A 15,456-nucleotide genomic window follows, 5' to 3' on the forward strand; every position below is an offset into this window, starting at 1 on the left:
CGAAGGCCGGGATCCATACTCCGCGGCAGTTATTGGTTTGCGGAGCTGTGTAACGCTGTTCTTCGCAACCACATCTCCCTGTGGGTATGGATCCCGGCCTTCGCCGGGACGACCGCTGTCTGTGTGTCTGCCAATTGCCCTCAATTCTTCAGATTCATCATTCGCTCGACCGAGCGCCGCGCCCGTTCTGCGAGTGCCGGATCGATCGTCACTTCCTCACCCAACGTCAGCAGGCTCTCGAGAATGTTGGACAGCGTGATGCGCTTCATGTGCGGGCAGAGATTGCAGGGACGCAGCATCTCCACGTCGGGCAGTTCGGCGCGCACATTGTCGGCCATCGAGCATTCCGTGATCATCACCAGGCGCTTCGGGCGCTTGGCGCGCACCCAGTTGATCATGTGCGCGGTCGAGCCGGTGAAGTCGGCTTCCGCCAGCACGTCAGGTGGGCATTCGGGATGCGCGATGATCTGCACGGAGGGATCGGCATCGCGGAAGGCGCGGAGCTCGTCGCCGGTGAAGCGCTCATGCACCTCGCAGGCGCCCTTCCAGGCGATGATCTTCACGTCGGTCTTGGAGGCGACATAAGTTGCAAGATAGCGGTCGGGCAGGAAGATCACGGTCGGCGCATTCAGGCTCTCCACCACCTGAACCGCGTTCGACGAGGTGCAGCAGATGTCGACCTCGGCCTTCACCTCGGCCGAGGTGTTGACATAGGCAACCACGGGTACGCCGGGAAATTTTTGTCGGAGCAGCCGCACGTCGGCGCCCGTAATGCTGGCGGCCAGCGAGCAGCCGGCGCGCGTGTCAGGAATCAGCACCGTTTTGTCCGGATTGAGCAGCTTCGATGTCTCCGCCATGAAGTGCACGCCGCACTGGACGATGATGTCCGCCTTCACCTTGGTCGCTTCGACTGCGAGCTGCAGCGAATCGCCGCCGATGTCGGCGACGCCATGAAAGATCTCCGGTGCCTGGTAGTTGTGCGCGACGATCACTGCGTTGCGTTCGCGCTTGAGCTTGTTGATTGCGTGAATCGTCGGCGCCATCAGCGGCCACTCGATCGAAGGGATCACGTGCTTGACGCGCTCATAGAGAGGGGCAGTGGCCCGTTCGACCTCGTCAGTCCATTGCAGCGAGGGCATCGGCAGCGCGGCTCCGGTTCGCGCCGGCGCTGCCCGGGACGAGGTGGAGGGGTGGCCCTGTGGCCGGTCTGTAAAGTCGTCGGGGCCGTAAATTCCAGTGATCGGCATCGAAGCCTCCCGTGCATGTCAATTATGCTCTATTTGAGTATATATGGAGCCCGAGAAATCCGGCCGAGAGGCCGGTAGGATTTCGCGGAAGATATACTCAATCTGAGTAAATCAAAGGTAACACGGTCGGCGGCCGATCGCTAGGCCCAGCCACACACATTTCCGTCAAGTCTCGCCGTGGGCAGGCTTCAAGGAAACGCAATGCTCCCGCGGCAGCCCTTCGTGGAATGCAATCATTTTTGACTTGGGATTTCCATGCATCTGCATTAAACGGCGGGGTAGCGGTTGCCCTATTCCGGACCCGCCAAACGACAGATGAGGAAGCGCATGTCGATACAAGCGGGCGAGCTCGGTTCGGCCTCACGCGTGTCCTGGCGTACTCCGGCCGTCATCATCCTCTGCGGCTGTGCGATCGGCATGCTTGGTTTCGGCCCGCGCTCGGCGCTGGGTTTCTTCGTGCAGCCGATGAGCCATGAATTCGCCTGGGGCCGCGACGTGTTCGGTCTCGCCATCGCCGTGCAGAATTTGCTGTGGGGATTAGGCCAGCCGTTCGCTGGCGCGGTGGCCGATCGCTTCGGCCTGTTTCGCGTGATGTGCGTCGGCGCGCTGCTCTACGCCGGCGGTCTTCTGTTGATGCGCTATTCGTCGACGCCGATGTCGCTGAACCTCGGCGCGGGCGTGATGGTCGGCTTCGGCCTCGCAGGCTGCTCCTTCAACCTGGTGCTGTCGGCCTTCACCAAGCTGCTCCCGGCCGAGAAGCGCGGCCTTGCGCTTGGCGCCGGCACAGCGGCGGGCTCGCTCGGCCAGTTCCTGTTCGCGCCCATCGGCGTGGCGCTGATCGACAATTTCGGCTGGCAGCAGGCGCTGACTGTATTCGGCTTCCTGATGCTGCTGATCATTCCGCTGTCGCTGGCGATCTCGACGCCGCCGGTCGCGAGCACGGCAAACGCTGCGCCTGCGGACGAGCAGACCATCACCAAGGCGCTGGCCGAAGCCTTCGGTCACCGCTCCTATGTGCTGTTGGTCCTCGGCTTCTTCACTTGCGGCTTCCAGCTTGCCTTCATCACCGTGCATCTGCCGGCATTTCTGGTCGACCGCGGCATCTCGGCGCAAACCGGCGGCTGGGTGATCGCGGCGATTGGCCTGTTCAACATCATGGGTTCGCTCAGCGTCGGCTATCTCCAGAACTCGCTGCCCAAGCGCTATATTCTTTCGACCATCTATTTCACCCGCGCGCTGGCAACGCTCGCCTTCATCTCGTTCCCGATCACGCCGTTCTCGGCGATTGCGTTCGGGGCGGTCTCGGGCCTGACCTGGCTGTCGACGGTGCCGCCGACCTCGGCGCTGGTGGCGTTGATGTTTGGCACGCGCTGGCTGGCAACGCTCTATGGCTTTGCTTTCGTCAGCCATCAGGTCGGCGGCTTCCTCGGCGTCTGGCTCGGCGGCATCGTCTTCGAGAAGTTTGGTTCATATACGCCGATCTGGTGGCTCTCGATCCTGTTCGGCGTGCTCTCCGCGCTGATCAACCTCCCGATCGTGGAGAAGCCGGTCGCCCGAGCGGTTGCGCAGCCGGCCTGATCGGCTAAACATCCCCGTCAAACAAGTCAGGGAGTACTGGCCGTGGCCACATTCAAGGCGATCAGGATCGACAAGGCCGACAAGGGTACCACCGCGCAGCTCACGCAGTTCGACGAAGCCGAGCTGATGGATGGCGACGTCACCGTCCGCGTGGAATGGTCGACGCTGAACTACAAGGATGGCCTTGCGCTGACCGGCAAGGCGCCGGTGGTGCGCCGTTTCCCGATGATCGCCGGAATCGATTTCGCCGGCACGGTCGAAGCCTCCTCTCATCCGCAATGGAAGGCGGGCGACAAGGTCGTCTGCACCGGCTGGGGCATGGGCGAGACCCATCTCGGCGCCTATGCCGAGAAGGCGCGGGTGAAGGGCGACTGGCTGGTCGCGTTGCCGCAGGGCCTGTCGGCGCGCGATGCCATGGCGGTCGGCACCGCCGGCTTCACGGCGATGCTCTCGGTGCTGGCGCTGGAGAAGCACGGCCTGTCGCCGAAGAGCGGCCCGGTCGTCGTCACGGGGGCCGCCGGCGGTGTTGGCTCGGTCGCCACCGCTGTCCTGTCGAAGCTCGGCTATCACGTCATCGCCTCGACCGGCCGCGCCTCCGAGGCCGATTACCTGACGAGCCTGGGCGCCGCCGAGGTGATTGACCGCAACGAATTGTCGGCGCCGGCAAAGCCGCTGGCCCGGGAGCGCTGGGCGGGCGGCGTCGACAGCGTCGGCTCGACCACGCTCGCGAACCTCCTGTCGATGACCAAATACGGTGGCGCCATCGCCGCCTGCGGTCTTGCGGCCGGCATGGACCTGCCGTCTTCTGTCGCACCCTTCATTTTGCGCGGATTGTGCCTTCTCGGCATCGATTCCGTGATGTGCCCGATCGAGCCGCGAAAAGCTGCCTGGCAGCGGCTCGCCTCCGACCTGGATCGGACGAAACTGGCTGAAATCACTACGGAAATCGGGCTCGACGAGGTTCCGGAATGGGGCGCGAAAATCCTGGCCGGCCAGGTCCGCGGCCGCATCGTGGTAAAAATTGTCTAACGGCGTTCAGACTTTACCAACCAAGCTGCTTCAATGTCGCCATGGTTAGTATGGTAAGCAGCGGGTAAAGAGATAAGGCATCGCCCGCTGCGGGGGTTAGTTCGGAGTTGAGCATGCTTGCGCGTATTGTGTTGGGGGCTGTCACGGCGGCCGTGACGTTTGCGCCGGCCATCGCCTTGGCCGAGGGCATGAATGCGGACGAGGCCCGCCGCTTCGTCGCCGGCAAGGTGTTCGCCTTCACCTGCTTCGACGGCACCCGCGGCGCAGGCCGCATCCTGGACGATCTCGGTGCCGCCGGCGCGGTGCAGTTCTCGGGCTCAGGTCCCGTGCGACATATCCGCCTTCCCGGCAACACGCTCCAGATCCGCGGTCAGAACGTCTGCGCCTCGATCAAGGGCATTCCGTTTGAGCCTTGTTTCAACCTGGAAAAGACTGACGATCGCAGCTTCCGCGGCTCGGTGTCCGGGATGGGCTTCGCCTATTGCGACTTCCACCATCAGGGCGGCAACCAGATGCTGATGGCGCGCGCGGTTGCGCGTCCCCGTTCGCTGCGCGCGCCCGAGCAGACCGGTTCGATCAACGCCCCGGGCACCGAAGTCGCCGCGCGTGTCGAGACGCCGCGCGTGGAGAGCAGCCGGATCGAGCCGGTCAAGTCGGAAGCGAAGTCCGAGCCTTCGAAGAACGAAGGCCCGCTCGAGCTGCGCCGCTCGACCGAGTAACGTCGAGCGCGACACGGCGAGCGCAATTTACCCGGCTTTGACCAATGTATCGCACGCGAGACCGCGGCGCCGTAGTCAGCGCCGTAGTCATACGGCTCGCCGTTTTTATGCCTTGGTAGCGACTGGCGGCTCAGCTTGCGTACGGCCGGGAGGCGGCCCTACGCAAGAGTTCAAAAAATGTCGCTGTATTTCTTCCGCATCAGCACCGGCCGCTATTCCGGCGCCGCTGATCAGCCGTACGAGTTCGAGGATCACGCTGCCGCGTGGACCGAGATGACAGAGGTCTGCGCCAATCTGCTCGGGAGCATCGCGCGCAATCTGAAGCCGAACGCGAAGTGGAGCATGGAGCTGCTCGATGAGAGCAAGGAGCCGGTGTTCCGCATCAGCCTGATCGGCGAGGCGCTCTGTTGCGCCGACACGCGCGCCGGCGGCGCGGGACGTTAACGAAGACGGCACCTGCAAAATCGCGAAATGGCGAATCCATGCACGCGAAAGCTGTGCAAGTCCGCCAACTTGAGCAGTATTCCCCGTAATTGTACCCAGGCGGCGAGCCCCCGCGCTTAACGTTAATAAGGAACCTGCCGGTTAGCCTCCCCGGGATGTTTGCGCGTCTCATCGCGGCCATGCGTACCCCTGGGAATACTGCAATGATGTTCATTCAGAACTTGCGAATTGGCACCAAGCTCGCCGTCACTTCGGCCCTGACCATCGGCCTCGTTGTCGTGCAGATCTATCTGCAGTTGAGCGGTGACGCCGACGTGCAGAAGCTCGGCGCTGCAGCGGCGGAACAGCAGTCGATCGCCCTGGACGCTGCCGAGGCGAAGGCTTTGGTGCGGGGCATGCAGATCGGCATTCGCGATATCCTGATGTCGACCTCGTCGGCCGAGATGCAGAAGGCGGCGACCTATTTCAACGACCGCCAGACCGCCGCCCTGAAATTCGCAGGCGAGATGGCCAAGCTCTCGCACTCGGCGGAGAACCACAAACGGATCGATCGCCTTGCCGAGCTCGTCGGTCATTTCGGCAAGGGAGAGCAGCAGATCGAGGCAATCCGCAAGCAGGAGCTCGCGATCGACGGCAAGAAGGACGGCGAAGCGGCGGCGCAGTTCGCCAAGCTGACCGCTGAAGTCGACCGCATCCGCAAGGAAACGCTGGCGCCAATCAACGAGGAGATCTCGGCGCTGACCGATCAGATCGCCGACTTCGCCAGGCACAGGAGCGGCGAAGCGCGCGCCGAGGCCGAAGCGGAAGCCGCCTCCGTTGCGCGGACGTCGTTCGTCACCGGCCTGCTGGTCGCGCTGGTCCTGATCGGCGCGTGTATCTTCTCGGTCTTCAGCATTGCGCGGCCGATGCGCGCACTGACGCTTGCGATGGAGAAACTCGCCGGAGGCGATTTCTCCGTGGTGCTGCCGGGATTGGGTCGCAAGGACGAGGTCGGCGAGGTCGCCGGCGCCGTCGAGAAGTTCAAGATCGTGTCCGAGCAAAAAGCGCGCGAGGAAGCGGAAGCCAAGATGCGGCAGGACCAGATTGCGGCCGAGCAGCGCAAGCTGGAGATGCGCAGGCTCGCCGATAGCTTCGAGGGCGCGGTCGGCGAGATCGTCGGCACGGTTTCGTCGGCCTCGACCGAGCTCGAAGCGTCTGCCACCACGCTGACCTCGACCGCCGAGCGCACGCAGCATCTCACCACCGTCGTCGCTTCGGCCTCGGAGGAAGCCTCCACCAATGTGCAGTCGGTGGCCTCCGCGACCGAGGAACTATCCTCCTCGATCACCGAGATTAGCCGCCAGGTGCAGGAATCCGCGCGCGTGGCGAGCGAGGCGGTCGGACAGGCCCGCACCACCACCGAGCGCGTCAGTGAATTGTCGAAGGCTGCGACGCGCATCGGCGACGTGGTCGAACTGATCAACACCATCGCCGGCCAGACCAACCTCTTGGCGCTCAACGCCACCATCGAAGCGGCGCGCGCCGGCGAGGCCGGCAAGGGCTTTGCGGTCGTCGCCTCCGAGGTCAAGGCGCTCGCCGAGCAGACGGCGAAGGCGACCGGCGAGATCGGCCAGCAGATCTCCGGAATCCAGGCGGCGACGCAGGACTCGGTCGGCGCCATCAAGGACATCAGCGACACCATCGAAAGGCTGTCCGAGATTTCCTCGGCGATCGCTGCGGCCGTTGAAGAGCAGGGGGCGGCGACGCAGGAAATCGCCCGCAACGTGCAGCAGGCCGCGCATGGCACGCATCAGGTTTCGTCCAACATCACGGACGTGCAGCGCGGTGCCAGCGAGACCGGATCGGCGTCTTCGCAGGTGCTCTCGGCTGCACAGATGCTGTCCACCGACAGCGACCGCCTGAAGCTGGAAGTGGGCAAGTTCCTGGAAACCGTGCGGGCGGCCTGATCGTGGCATCTCGATACGCGCAGGCTTGCAGCCGCCTCGCATGACGGAGCGGCGGCTGCGTACGAACATATTGCGGCGCCGCGACGAATACGATGCAGGGTTAACCTTCCGGAAAAGCGACGCCGGCATGATCCCGCAATATTCCGGGGCGCTGCGTCGCCCATCTGTATTGCGTTTTGAGCGTTCTGGAGCACATTCATGAGCGGCCTTTCGATCCGTCTGACTCACAAGGTAATGGCGATCGGATTGTTCGGCCTCTTCGGCTTGGTCGCCTTCGGCGCAATCTATGAGATGGGCAGCCTGTCCCAGGACGCGTCCCGCGATGTCGCCAACCGCGCTCGCGCGATCGCCGACCTCGACAAGCAGATCTCGATCGCGATGCTGGAGGCCCGTCGCAACGAAAAGGATTTTCAGCAGCGCCGCAACGAGAGCTTTGCCAAAGTACATGCCGAATTGGTCGGCCCGATCAATCGCGATTTCGACGAGATGGAGCGGTTGATGACGAACGGCGGCATGGGAGCCCTGTCCGACAGGACGAAGCAGGCCCAAGAGGGCTTCAAGCGTTATGCTGCAGATTTCAACGCGCTGGTCGTTGCTGAAACCAGGCTCGGGCTGAACGAGACCCTCGGCCTGACCGGTTCGCTCCGCGCTGCGGTACATGACATCGAGGCAAAGCTGAAGGAGGTCGACGATCCCAGGTCGACGAGCTGGATGCTGATGATGCGCCGGCACGAGAAGGACTTCATGCTGCGGCGCGACCCGAAATACTTGGCCGAGCTGAAGAAGGCCGCGAGCGAATTCTCCAGGGCGATCGAGGTCGTCGCGGTGCCGACGCCCGTGATGAACGACATCACGGCAAAGCTCCAGAAATACCTGTCCGAGTTCGCCGCCTGGGCCGAGACCGCACAACAGAGCGCGGCTCTCGACGCCGCCATGATGAAAGCCTTTCGCGAGATCGAGCCTGTGATGGCCGAGGTGCGGACCACCGTCGATGCCATGTCCAGACAGGCCGACGCTGCTGAAGCCGGGACTCGGGAGGCCATCCGGTTCTGGATGGTGGTCGCCTTCTTCGTCACCGTTGCGGTGCTGGCGGTGATCGGGTTCCTGCTCGGACGCTCCATTTCGAAAGCGCTGTCCGGCATGGTCGGTGCGATGACGCGGCTCGCCCGCGGTGAGCTCGCGATTGCCGTGCCCGGCATCGGACGTAACGACGAGATCGGCGAGATGGCTGATGCCGTCGAGGTGTTCCGAACCAACATGACCGAGGCCGAGCGGCTGCGTGCCGAGCAGGCGGAGGCGGATAGCCGGCGGCGTGCGCAGCGCAAAGCGGACATGAAGCGACTTGCTGACGATTTCGAAGGCGCGGTCGGCGAGATCATCGAGACCGTCTCATCGGCGGCAACCGAGCTCGAAGCCTCTTCCAACACGCTGACGCGGGCCGCCGAACGTTCCAAGGAACTCTCCACCTCGGTGGCATCGGCCTCCGAGGAAGCGTCCGCCAATGTGCAGTCGGTGTCGTCGGCGAGCGAGGAGATGACGTCGTCGATCTCCGAGATCAGCCGCCAAGTGCAGGAATCGGCGCGGGTCGCCGACATCGCTGTCGAGCAGGCTCAGCGCACCAATGCGCGCGTCGGCGAATTGACCAGGGCGGCGGGACGCATCGGCGATGTCGTCGATCTCATCAATACCATCGCCGGCCAGACCAATCTGCTGGCGCTCAACGCCACGATCGAGGCGGCGCGCGCCGGTGAGGCCGGCCGGGGCTTCGCCGTGGTGGCGAGCGAGGTGAAGGCGCTGGCCGAGCAGACTGCCAAGGCGACCGGCGAAATCAGCCAGCACATTGACGCGATCCAGACCGCGACGGAGGACTCCGTCGGCGCGATCAAGGAGATCGGCGACACCATCGCCCGGATGTCGGAGATCTCGTCGACCATCGCGGCAGCGGTCGAGGAGCAGGGCGCGGCGACGCAGGAGATCTCCCGCAACATCCAGCATGCGGCACAAGGCACCTCGGATGTGTCGGCGAATATCGGCGAGGTCGAGCGCGGCGCAAGCGAAACCGGAGCCGCTTCGGCGCAGGTGCATTCGGCGGCGCAATCGCTGTCGCAGGAGAGCAACCGGCTGAAGAGCGAAGTCGCGCGTTTCCTGGATTCCGTGCGGGCGGCCTGAGCGCGCAGGGCGTCGCATATGTTGCGGTGCTTCGGTGCGGCATTGCGCGATATCGGGACAATTGCAGCGAATGGTTGCGGGGAAGTTACGTTCCGCGCGGCCCGAGGCCGTAGTTCCCCTAGGTTCTTGTTAACGCCTGTTTGCGACTATGGGCGCAATCTTACCAACAACCAGCCAGCATCGTTGGAATGACTCCCCCCACCGCTCGGCGCGGTGGGCGCGGTGCGGCCGAGCTGTGCGTTTTATCGGGATTTGTCGTGATGTCGAAATTGTCGATCGTCTTCAAGCTTCTGACCGTGCTGTCGGTCCTGGTGCTCTCGCTCGCCGGCGTCGGCGTGGTGGCGATCGGCACCATGCAGAACATCAATTCCCATACCGTCGAGATTGCAGAGAGCTGGCTGCCGAGCGTACGTGCGCTCGGCTCGATCCGCGCCGACGTCAACGAACTGCGCGTCGCGCTGCGCCTGCACCTGATGCAGGACAGCGCCGAGGGCAAGGAAGCGGCCGAGAAGCGTCTCGCCTCGCTGCGTGAACGCATCGAGCAGACCCGCAAGACCTACGAGCCGCTGATCACGTCGACCGAAGAGCGCTCCATTTACGGACAATGGACGACGGCGTGGGGCGAGTATCTGAACGGCGTGCAGGACGTGATGGCGCTGTCGCGCAAGAGCCCCGGCAAGTTCCCGACAGAGGCCAACGAGCTGTTGCAGACCAAGGTCGCGAAGATGGCACAGGCTGCCGATCCGTTGCTGACGAAGGACATCGAGCTCAATAACCGCGGTGCCGAATTGGAGACGAAGCAGGCGGCCGACAGTTACGCCGCCATCTTCCGCGTGCTGGTCGGCATCATCATCGCCTCGGTCGCGATCGCGATCGGCGCAGCCTATTATCTCGTGCGCGACGTATCGCAAGGGATTGCCTCGATCATTGGGCCGATGCAGTCGCTCGGCGAAGGCGATCTTTCGGCCGAGGTGCCGCACCGCGGCGAGAAGACCGAGATCGGCTCGATGGCGGATGCACTCCAGATCTTCAAGGAAGCGCTGATCGCCAAGCGGGCCGCCGACGAAGCGGCAGCGCGCGACGCCGAGGCGAAGATCGAACGCGGTCGCCGTGTCGACGCCATCACCCGCAAGTTCGAAGTCATGATCGGCGAGGTCGTTGGGACCGTGTCGTCGGCATCGACCGAGCTCGAGGCCTCAGCGTCGACGTTGACCAACACGGCTCGGCGCGGGCAGGAGCTGGCGACCGTCGTGGCCGCAGCCTCCGAGGAGGCGTCCACGAACGTGCAGGCGGTGGCATCGGCTTCGGAGGAGCTGTCGTCCTCCATCACCGAGATCAGCCGCCGCGTGCAGGATTCCGCGCGGATGGCGGCGGAGGCTGTCGAGCAGGCGACGCGGACCAACGCGCGCGTCAACGAGCTGTCGCAGGCCGCCGCCCGCATCGGCGACGTCGTCGAGCTTATCAACACCATCGCCGGCCAAACCAATCTGCTAGCGCTCAACGCCACCATCGAGGCGGCGCGCGCCGGCGAAGCCGGTCGCGGCTTCGCCGTGGTCGCCTCCGAGGTGAAGGCGCTGGCCGAACAGACCGCGAAGGCGACCGGCGAGATCGGGGCGCAGGTCTCTGGCATTCAGGCGGCGACGCAGGAGTCCGTCAACGCCATCCAGGAGATCGGCGGCACCATCGAGCGGCTGTCCGAGGTGTCGGCCGCGATTGCCGCCGCGGTCGAGGAGCAGGGCGCCGCGACGCAGGAGATCTCGCGCAACGTTCAGCAGGCTTCGGTCGGCACCCGGGAGGTCTCCACGAACATCACAGACGTGCAGCGCGGTGCGATCGAGACCGGTGAGGCGTCGGTCGAGGTGCTGTCGGCGGCGAAATCGCTGGCGTCCGACAGCACGCGTCTCAAGGTCGAGGTCGCGCAATTCCTGGAGTCGGTCCGCGCGGCCTGAGTTTCAACTGCCTGTCTGCTGGACCGGCGGCGGACCCTGCCGCCGGAACAGGATGCGCTGGTAGAGCCAGCCGATCGCGACCAGCACGACGCCGAGGCACATGAACGACAATGCGCGGTAGACGCCGGTCAGCGTCGACATGTCGATCACGAAGGCCTTCAGGATCGTCAGCGCGATCACGGCTGCCGACGCGAGCCGTGCCCGCTCGGAGTTGACGAGAATGCCGGTGCCGAGCAGCACGACGCCGAAGGCGAGCCAGCCGATCGAATAGGTGTATTGCTCCGCACCCGTGGTCTCGCCGCTGGTCAGGAACGGGCCGTGATAGAAGCGGCGAATCTCCAGCGTGACGTAGGCCAGCGCAAATAGGAGAGCCGAGCCTGCAATCGCGTTCGCATAGACCTTGCCGCGTTCGCCGACCACCGCGTAGGCGAGCAACAGCATCAGCACTGCCGGCAGCGCGTAGCCGAGCAGCAGCAGGTTGAACATGGCGCCGCCGACATCGATGCGCCACAGCAGCGGGTTCTCAAGGAACAGCAGGCCGAACACGCCGATGAGTCCGGCGATCGCGGTGAGCGCGACCGCGCCGACATTGTGCACGATGCTGTGGCTGCGCAGCCGCAGCCGCTCCAGCCCAATCGCTAAGGCCAGCGCCATGCAGACCTGTAGCGCGGCTTCGAGCAGCGAGGGTGATGCGATCATGTCCCCGCCGGTCGCGAAATGGCGAATCTCCATGAAGGCGAGCAGCGCGGTAAACAGGATTGCGGCCGTCTCCACCATGCGCAGCGGCGCGTCGTCACGTCCGCGGCGCAGGAAGATGCTCGCCGCCCAGAACGAGGCCGCGGGCAGGCCATAGCCCCATAACAGCCAATTGAAGATCGGCGTGGCGCCGACGGCGTCGCCGACGATCCGCGGATCATAGCCGACGCGCGCGGTGACGATCGCGGCGAAGATCGCGGCGAGCCAGCGCAGGAACGGGATCGGCCGCTGCAGCGAGATCCAGGCGGTGCCGAGCGACATCAGCGCCAGCGCAATGGTCAGCCAGCCCTTCTCCAGCGCGAAAGTCAGCGCCAGCGCCAGCGCGCCGAGCGTGCCGGTCGCGAACAGCGCCGTCGCGGCCGCAAGGCCAGGCCGGGTTTCGCGGCGAGTCAGCGTTTCAGTCGCGGCGCCAAAGCCAGCCGCGAGCAACACTGCGAGGATCGCGAATGGGATCGAACGGTCGAGATGGGCGATGCGCGCGTAGAGCGCGACCAGGATCGCGATCGGCGTCGCGACGCCGGCCGCCGACCACACCACTGGAATGATCGCCGAGTTCGATCGGCCCTGGGCGAGGAAGCCAGCGATGCCGAAGCCGGCGGCGAAGATCGCCGCCATCACCAGGTGCTGTGCCACCGCGCTATCGGTTGCGACCGGTCCGACGCCGGGCATAGGCCCGCCCGGCAACACCAGCATATCAGGATTGGCGCGCACGGCCCATTCGGCGAACACGATGAACACGGTTGCTGCGGCGGCGCCAAGCGCCCCAACCGCGGCCTCCGCACGCCAGGCGACGTACAACATCGCCGCAACGAGCAGGGTGAAGGCGATCAGCGACAGATCGGCATGCGCGCTCGACAGCACGATCAGCATCGCGCCGAACAGATAGGCGCCGAGCGCGCTCGACGACACCGGCTCGATCTGTCCGTCCTCGATATCAGGACCGACCATGAAGCCGCAGACCACGAGCAGCGCGGCGAGCACGAAGCCTGACATCACGTGGAAGGCGTGCGGTGCGACCTGCAGGTCGCCGGTATCGAGTCCCGGGAAGGTCCAGAGCACGGCGAAGACGATCGTCGTGACCGCGAGCCAGCGCCACAGCCGGATGCGGGCGAGGCCAAAGCTCGCGGCGGTGACGATGGCAAGATAGATGTACAGCGCCCAATAGTCCGGCTTTCCGCTGGAGACGAGCACCGGCGTCGCGAAGGCGCCGACCACGCCAAGACCAGCGAGTGCCGGCCCGTGCAGCAAGGCGGCCGCGAGCGTGCCCATCGCAACGATGCCGAGCAGCACGAAGGCCGTGGCGGGCACCAGGAAGCCGTAGAGTGCGTAGGCCGCGTACACGGTCGCGAACGCCACCGCGGTTCCGGCAGCGGTGAGGATCGCCGGGATGTTGGCGATCGGCAGCGCCTGGATATTGGAGATGCTTTCCTGGCGTCGGGTCCATTCGCCGGCGCCCAGAAGTGCGGCCGCGAACAGCCCGCCAAGGAACACGCGCACGCCGGGGCCGAGGAGGCCAGCCTCGATCGAATAGCGCACCATGAAGAAGCCGCCGAGCGCGAGGGCAATGCCGCCGATCCACACCACCCAGCGCGTGCCGAGTCGTTCCTCGAAACCGGGCGTCGGCGCGGGCAGCGGCGGCGGCGCATCGGCCGAGGGGCTTGCTTCGGTGCTTGCGTCCAGCGGGGACGGCAAAGCCTCTTCAGTGACGGTCGGAGGCGGCGCGGCCTCGACTTCCGGCGCAAGCGGCGGCGGCTCAGCTGCACTTGCCGCAGGCGCGCTGGCCTGCTCCTGCACGGGCAGCGGTGGAGGTGGCTGGACCGGTCGCAGCGCCTGCAACGCGGCCTCGAGCGAGTTCAGCCGCCGGCGCAGCTCGGTCGCCTGGTTCGACGCTTTCAGCGCGATCAGGAACGCGACGATCGCAAATATCACTGCAAAGACGTCGAACGGGGCGTCGAACATGGGGCCTCCTGGCAATCGGCGGGCAGGGGCCGACCACACAACATCTCATCTAGCGTCGCGAGCGTACGCGCAAGCCGGGTGCCGGCCGCTCCTGCAATACGTCGCGCCGGAAGCGGTAGAGCGCCGCCGGCCGTCCACCCGTCTGTGTCGACATCACGCCGGTCGGTTCGACCAGCGCCTCGGCTTCGACCAAGCGGCGGAAATTCTGCTTGTGCAGGTGCCGGCCCGAGATCGCCTCTACCGTGTACTGCAGTTCAGTGAGTGTGAACTCGGCGGGCAAAAGTTCAAACACCACAGGGCGATACTTCAGTTTTGCGCGCAGCCTCGCGATTGCGGTAGCGAGAATCCGGCGGTGGTCGAACCGCATCGAGGTACCGAGGGCGGGCAGCGACTTGCGCGCCAGCGCCGCAGGCCGGCCGTCGCGTCGCGCCTCTTCGACGAGGCCGGCCTCGTACAGGAGCTCGTAGCGGTCGAGCACGCGCTCCTCGTCCCAGGAAGCCCCCTCGAGGCCGAAATAGAACCGCACACGATCCTTGCGCGGCAGCGCGCGCGTCGTTTCCGGTGTCTCCTCATCGGCCCATGCGGTCAACGCCGGGATGATGTCGCGGGCGATGATTGCGGGCGGCGCCTCGCGCCGGTCTTCCCAGGGGAAGAAGCGATACCACGGCTCGAAGCTGGCCGCATTTGCAGCGTCCTCGGCGGTGCGCGTCAGCGCGAGATAGCCGATCGACACCATATGCGCGCCGATGTCGCCGGCCTCGGCATGACGGCCGCGATCGCCGAACGTATAGAGCTGCTCGACATAGCCGAGCCGCAGACCCGCCTGTTCTTCCACCCAGGCGCGCAGACCGATCTCGAAGGTGCGATGGCTCGGCGCATCGAACGGACCGAACGGCAGGCCAACGAGCCCGTCAGCGCCGCGCGCGGTCAGCACCAGCGGCTCGTGCTGCTCGATTGCGACGATCGCGGCAGTCAGACCGATCTCGATCGGCGTCAGCGGCTTGTCACTCATGCGATGACGATCGCCGATGTCATTCGAGTTCGATCACGAAGGGGCGGCCTTCGACCAGCATCTCGCCCGGGCCCATCTCGTCGAGCGCGCGCAGCATGCGGCCGCTGCGCCCGAGCGCGCGGTCGGCGAGGCCGACGATGCGCCGGTTCGGCGAGGCGACCGGGGAGGCCGCACGGATCTTCTTCGCGATCTCGATCTCGTCGCGGTCCGGATTGAGGGCGCAGACGGCGGCGAACGCGCTTGCCGTCGAGCGGCTGATGCCGGCATAGCAATGCACCACCAGCGGCGCAGCCCGGTCCCAGCCGCGCACGAAATTCAGCACTTGGTCGATATGCGCCTCGGACGGCGCAACAAAGCCATCCATCTCCTCGGTGATGTCGTCCATCGACACCTTCAGATGATTGGCGGGAAGCACCGACACCGGCCGCACCACCTGCTCGACATTGGCCATCACGGTCAGCACGTGGCTGGCGCCGGTGCGGCGGACGGTTTCGGGAAGGGCGGCGAGCGAGCAGACGTGGATCATGGCGGTCCTTTTTGGCGATTATAGCGAGCGCGCGTAGGGTGGGCAAAGGCGCATCGCGCCGTGCCCACGATCTCGCAATTGCGCATCCCCGCTGTGTCAGGTGGGCATGCTCCGCGTTGCCC

General features: G+C 65.3%; 11 protein-coding genes. 7 read left to right on the forward strand and 4 right to left on the reverse strand.

Going from position 1 to position 15,456, the window contains the following annotated elements; genetic code table 11:
- Positions 1–140 precede the first annotated feature (140 nt).
- Positions 141–1,247 (reverse strand): quinolinate synthase NadA, encoded by a 1,107-nt coding sequence (gene nadA / locus G8O24_RS14070; protein WP_188100146.1) that lies wholly within the window; start codon positions 1,245–1,247, stop codon positions 141–143.
- Positions 1,248–1,574: 327 nt separating this feature from the next.
- On the opposite strand from nadA, the gene G8O24_RS14075 reads away from it, so the two are divergent.
- The 7 genes from G8O24_RS14075 (at position 1,575) to G8O24_RS14105 (ending at position 11,081) form a co-directional block, all read left to right on the forward strand.
- On the forward strand, positions 1,575–2,825 hold the full coding sequence (locus tag G8O24_RS14075) for an MFS transporter (protein ID WP_188100148.1): 1,251 nt from the start codon (positions 1,575–1,577) through the stop codon (positions 2,823–2,825).
- A gap of 42 nt (positions 2,826–2,867) precedes the next feature.
- On the forward strand, positions 2,868–3,854 hold the full coding sequence (gene acuI, locus G8O24_RS14080) for an acrylyl-CoA reductase (NADPH) (RefSeq protein WP_188100150.1): 987 nt from the start codon (positions 2,868–2,870) through the stop codon (positions 3,852–3,854).
- A 113-nt stretch (positions 3,855–3,967) separates the two neighbouring features.
- The gene (locus G8O24_RS14085; protein WP_188100152.1) at positions 3,968–4,573 is read left to right on the forward strand and encodes a hypothetical protein; all 606 of its coding nucleotides are present in this window, start codon (positions 3,968–3,970) and stop codon (positions 4,571–4,573) included.
- Positions 4,574–4,750: 177 nt separating this feature from the next.
- Complete coding sequence (locus G8O24_RS14090; protein WP_188100154.1) at positions 4,751–5,017, forward strand: DUF6894 family protein; 267 nt, start codon at positions 4,751–4,753, stop codon at positions 5,015–5,017.
- Between the two features lie 203 nt (positions 5,018–5,220).
- Positions 5,221–6,963, forward strand: coding sequence for a methyl-accepting chemotaxis protein (locus G8O24_RS14095; RefSeq protein WP_188100156.1), 1,743 nt, complete (start codon positions 5,221–5,223; stop codon positions 6,961–6,963).
- 198 nt (positions 6,964–7,161) lie between these two features.
- Positions 7,162–9,132: a methyl-accepting chemotaxis protein gene (locus G8O24_RS14100; RefSeq protein WP_188100158.1), complete on the forward strand. Its 1,971-nt coding sequence runs from the start codon at positions 7,162–7,164 to the stop codon at positions 9,130–9,132.
- 260 nt (positions 9,133–9,392) lie between these two features.
- Positions 9,393–11,081, forward strand: a complete 1,689-nt coding sequence (locus G8O24_RS14105; RefSeq protein ID WP_188100160.1) for a methyl-accepting chemotaxis protein — start codon at positions 9,393–9,395, stop codon at positions 11,079–11,081.
- Between the two features lie 3 nt (positions 11,082–11,084).
- On the opposite strand, the gene G8O24_RS14110 is transcribed toward G8O24_RS14105, so the two are convergent.
- Genes G8O24_RS14110 through G8O24_RS14120 form a run of 3 tightly spaced genes read right to left on the reverse strand, consistent with a single transcriptional unit; the run spans position 11,085 to position 15,334 of the window.
- Positions 11,085–13,796: a DUF2339 domain-containing protein gene (locus tag G8O24_RS14110; protein WP_188100162.1), complete on the reverse strand. Its 2,712-nt coding sequence runs from the start codon at positions 13,794–13,796 to the stop codon at positions 11,085–11,087.
- Between the two features lie 49 nt (positions 13,797–13,845).
- Complete coding sequence (locus G8O24_RS14115) at positions 13,846–14,808, reverse strand: NUDIX hydrolase (RefSeq protein WP_188100164.1); 963 nt, start codon at positions 14,806–14,808, stop codon at positions 13,846–13,848.
- Positions 14,809–14,827: 19 nt separating this feature from the next.
- Complete coding sequence (locus G8O24_RS14120) at positions 14,828–15,334, reverse strand: tyrosine phosphatase family protein (RefSeq protein ID WP_188100166.1); 507 nt, start codon at positions 15,332–15,334, stop codon at positions 14,828–14,830.
- Positions 15,335–15,456: the final 122 nt, after the last annotated feature.

It is taken from the genome of Bradyrhizobium campsiandrae, assembly GCF_014529705.1.
GTDB classification, from domain to species: Bacteria; Pseudomonadota; Alphaproteobacteria; order Rhizobiales; family Xanthobacteraceae; genus Bradyrhizobium; species Bradyrhizobium campsiandrae.

Coding starts and splice junctions, on each gene's coding strand:
- nadA (WP_188100146.1), bottom strand. CDS start 1,247: ATGCCGATCACTGGAATTTACGGCCCCGACGACTTTACAGACCGGCCA.
- G8O24_RS14075 (WP_188100148.1), top strand. CDS start 1,575: ATGTCGATACAAGCGGGCGAGCTCGGTTCGGCCTCACGCGTGTCCTGG.
- G8O24_RS14085 (WP_188100152.1), top strand. CDS start 3,968: ATGCTTGCGCGTATTGTGTTGGGGGCTGTCACGGCGGCCGTGACGTTT.
- G8O24_RS14090 (WP_188100154.1), top strand. CDS start 4,751: ATGTCGCTGTATTTCTTCCGCATCAGCACCGGCCGCTATTCCGGCGCC.
- G8O24_RS14095 (WP_188100156.1), top strand. CDS start 5,221: ATGATGTTCATTCAGAACTTGCGAATTGGCACCAAGCTCGCCGTCACT.
- G8O24_RS14100 (WP_188100158.1), top strand. CDS start 7,162: ATGAGCGGCCTTTCGATCCGTCTGACTCACAAGGTAATGGCGATCGGA.
- G8O24_RS14105 (WP_188100160.1), top strand. CDS start 9,393: ATGTCGAAATTGTCGATCGTCTTCAAGCTTCTGACCGTGCTGTCGGTC.
- G8O24_RS14110 (WP_188100162.1), bottom strand. CDS start 13,796: ATGTTCGACGCCCCGTTCGACGTCTTTGCAGTGATATTTGCGATCGTC.
- G8O24_RS14115 (WP_188100164.1), bottom strand. CDS start 14,808: ATGAGTGACAAGCCGCTGACGCCGATCGAGATCGGTCTGACTGCCGCG.
- G8O24_RS14120 (WP_188100166.1), bottom strand. CDS start 15,334: ATGATCCACGTCTGCTCGCTCGCCGCCCTTCCCGAAACCGTCCGCCGC.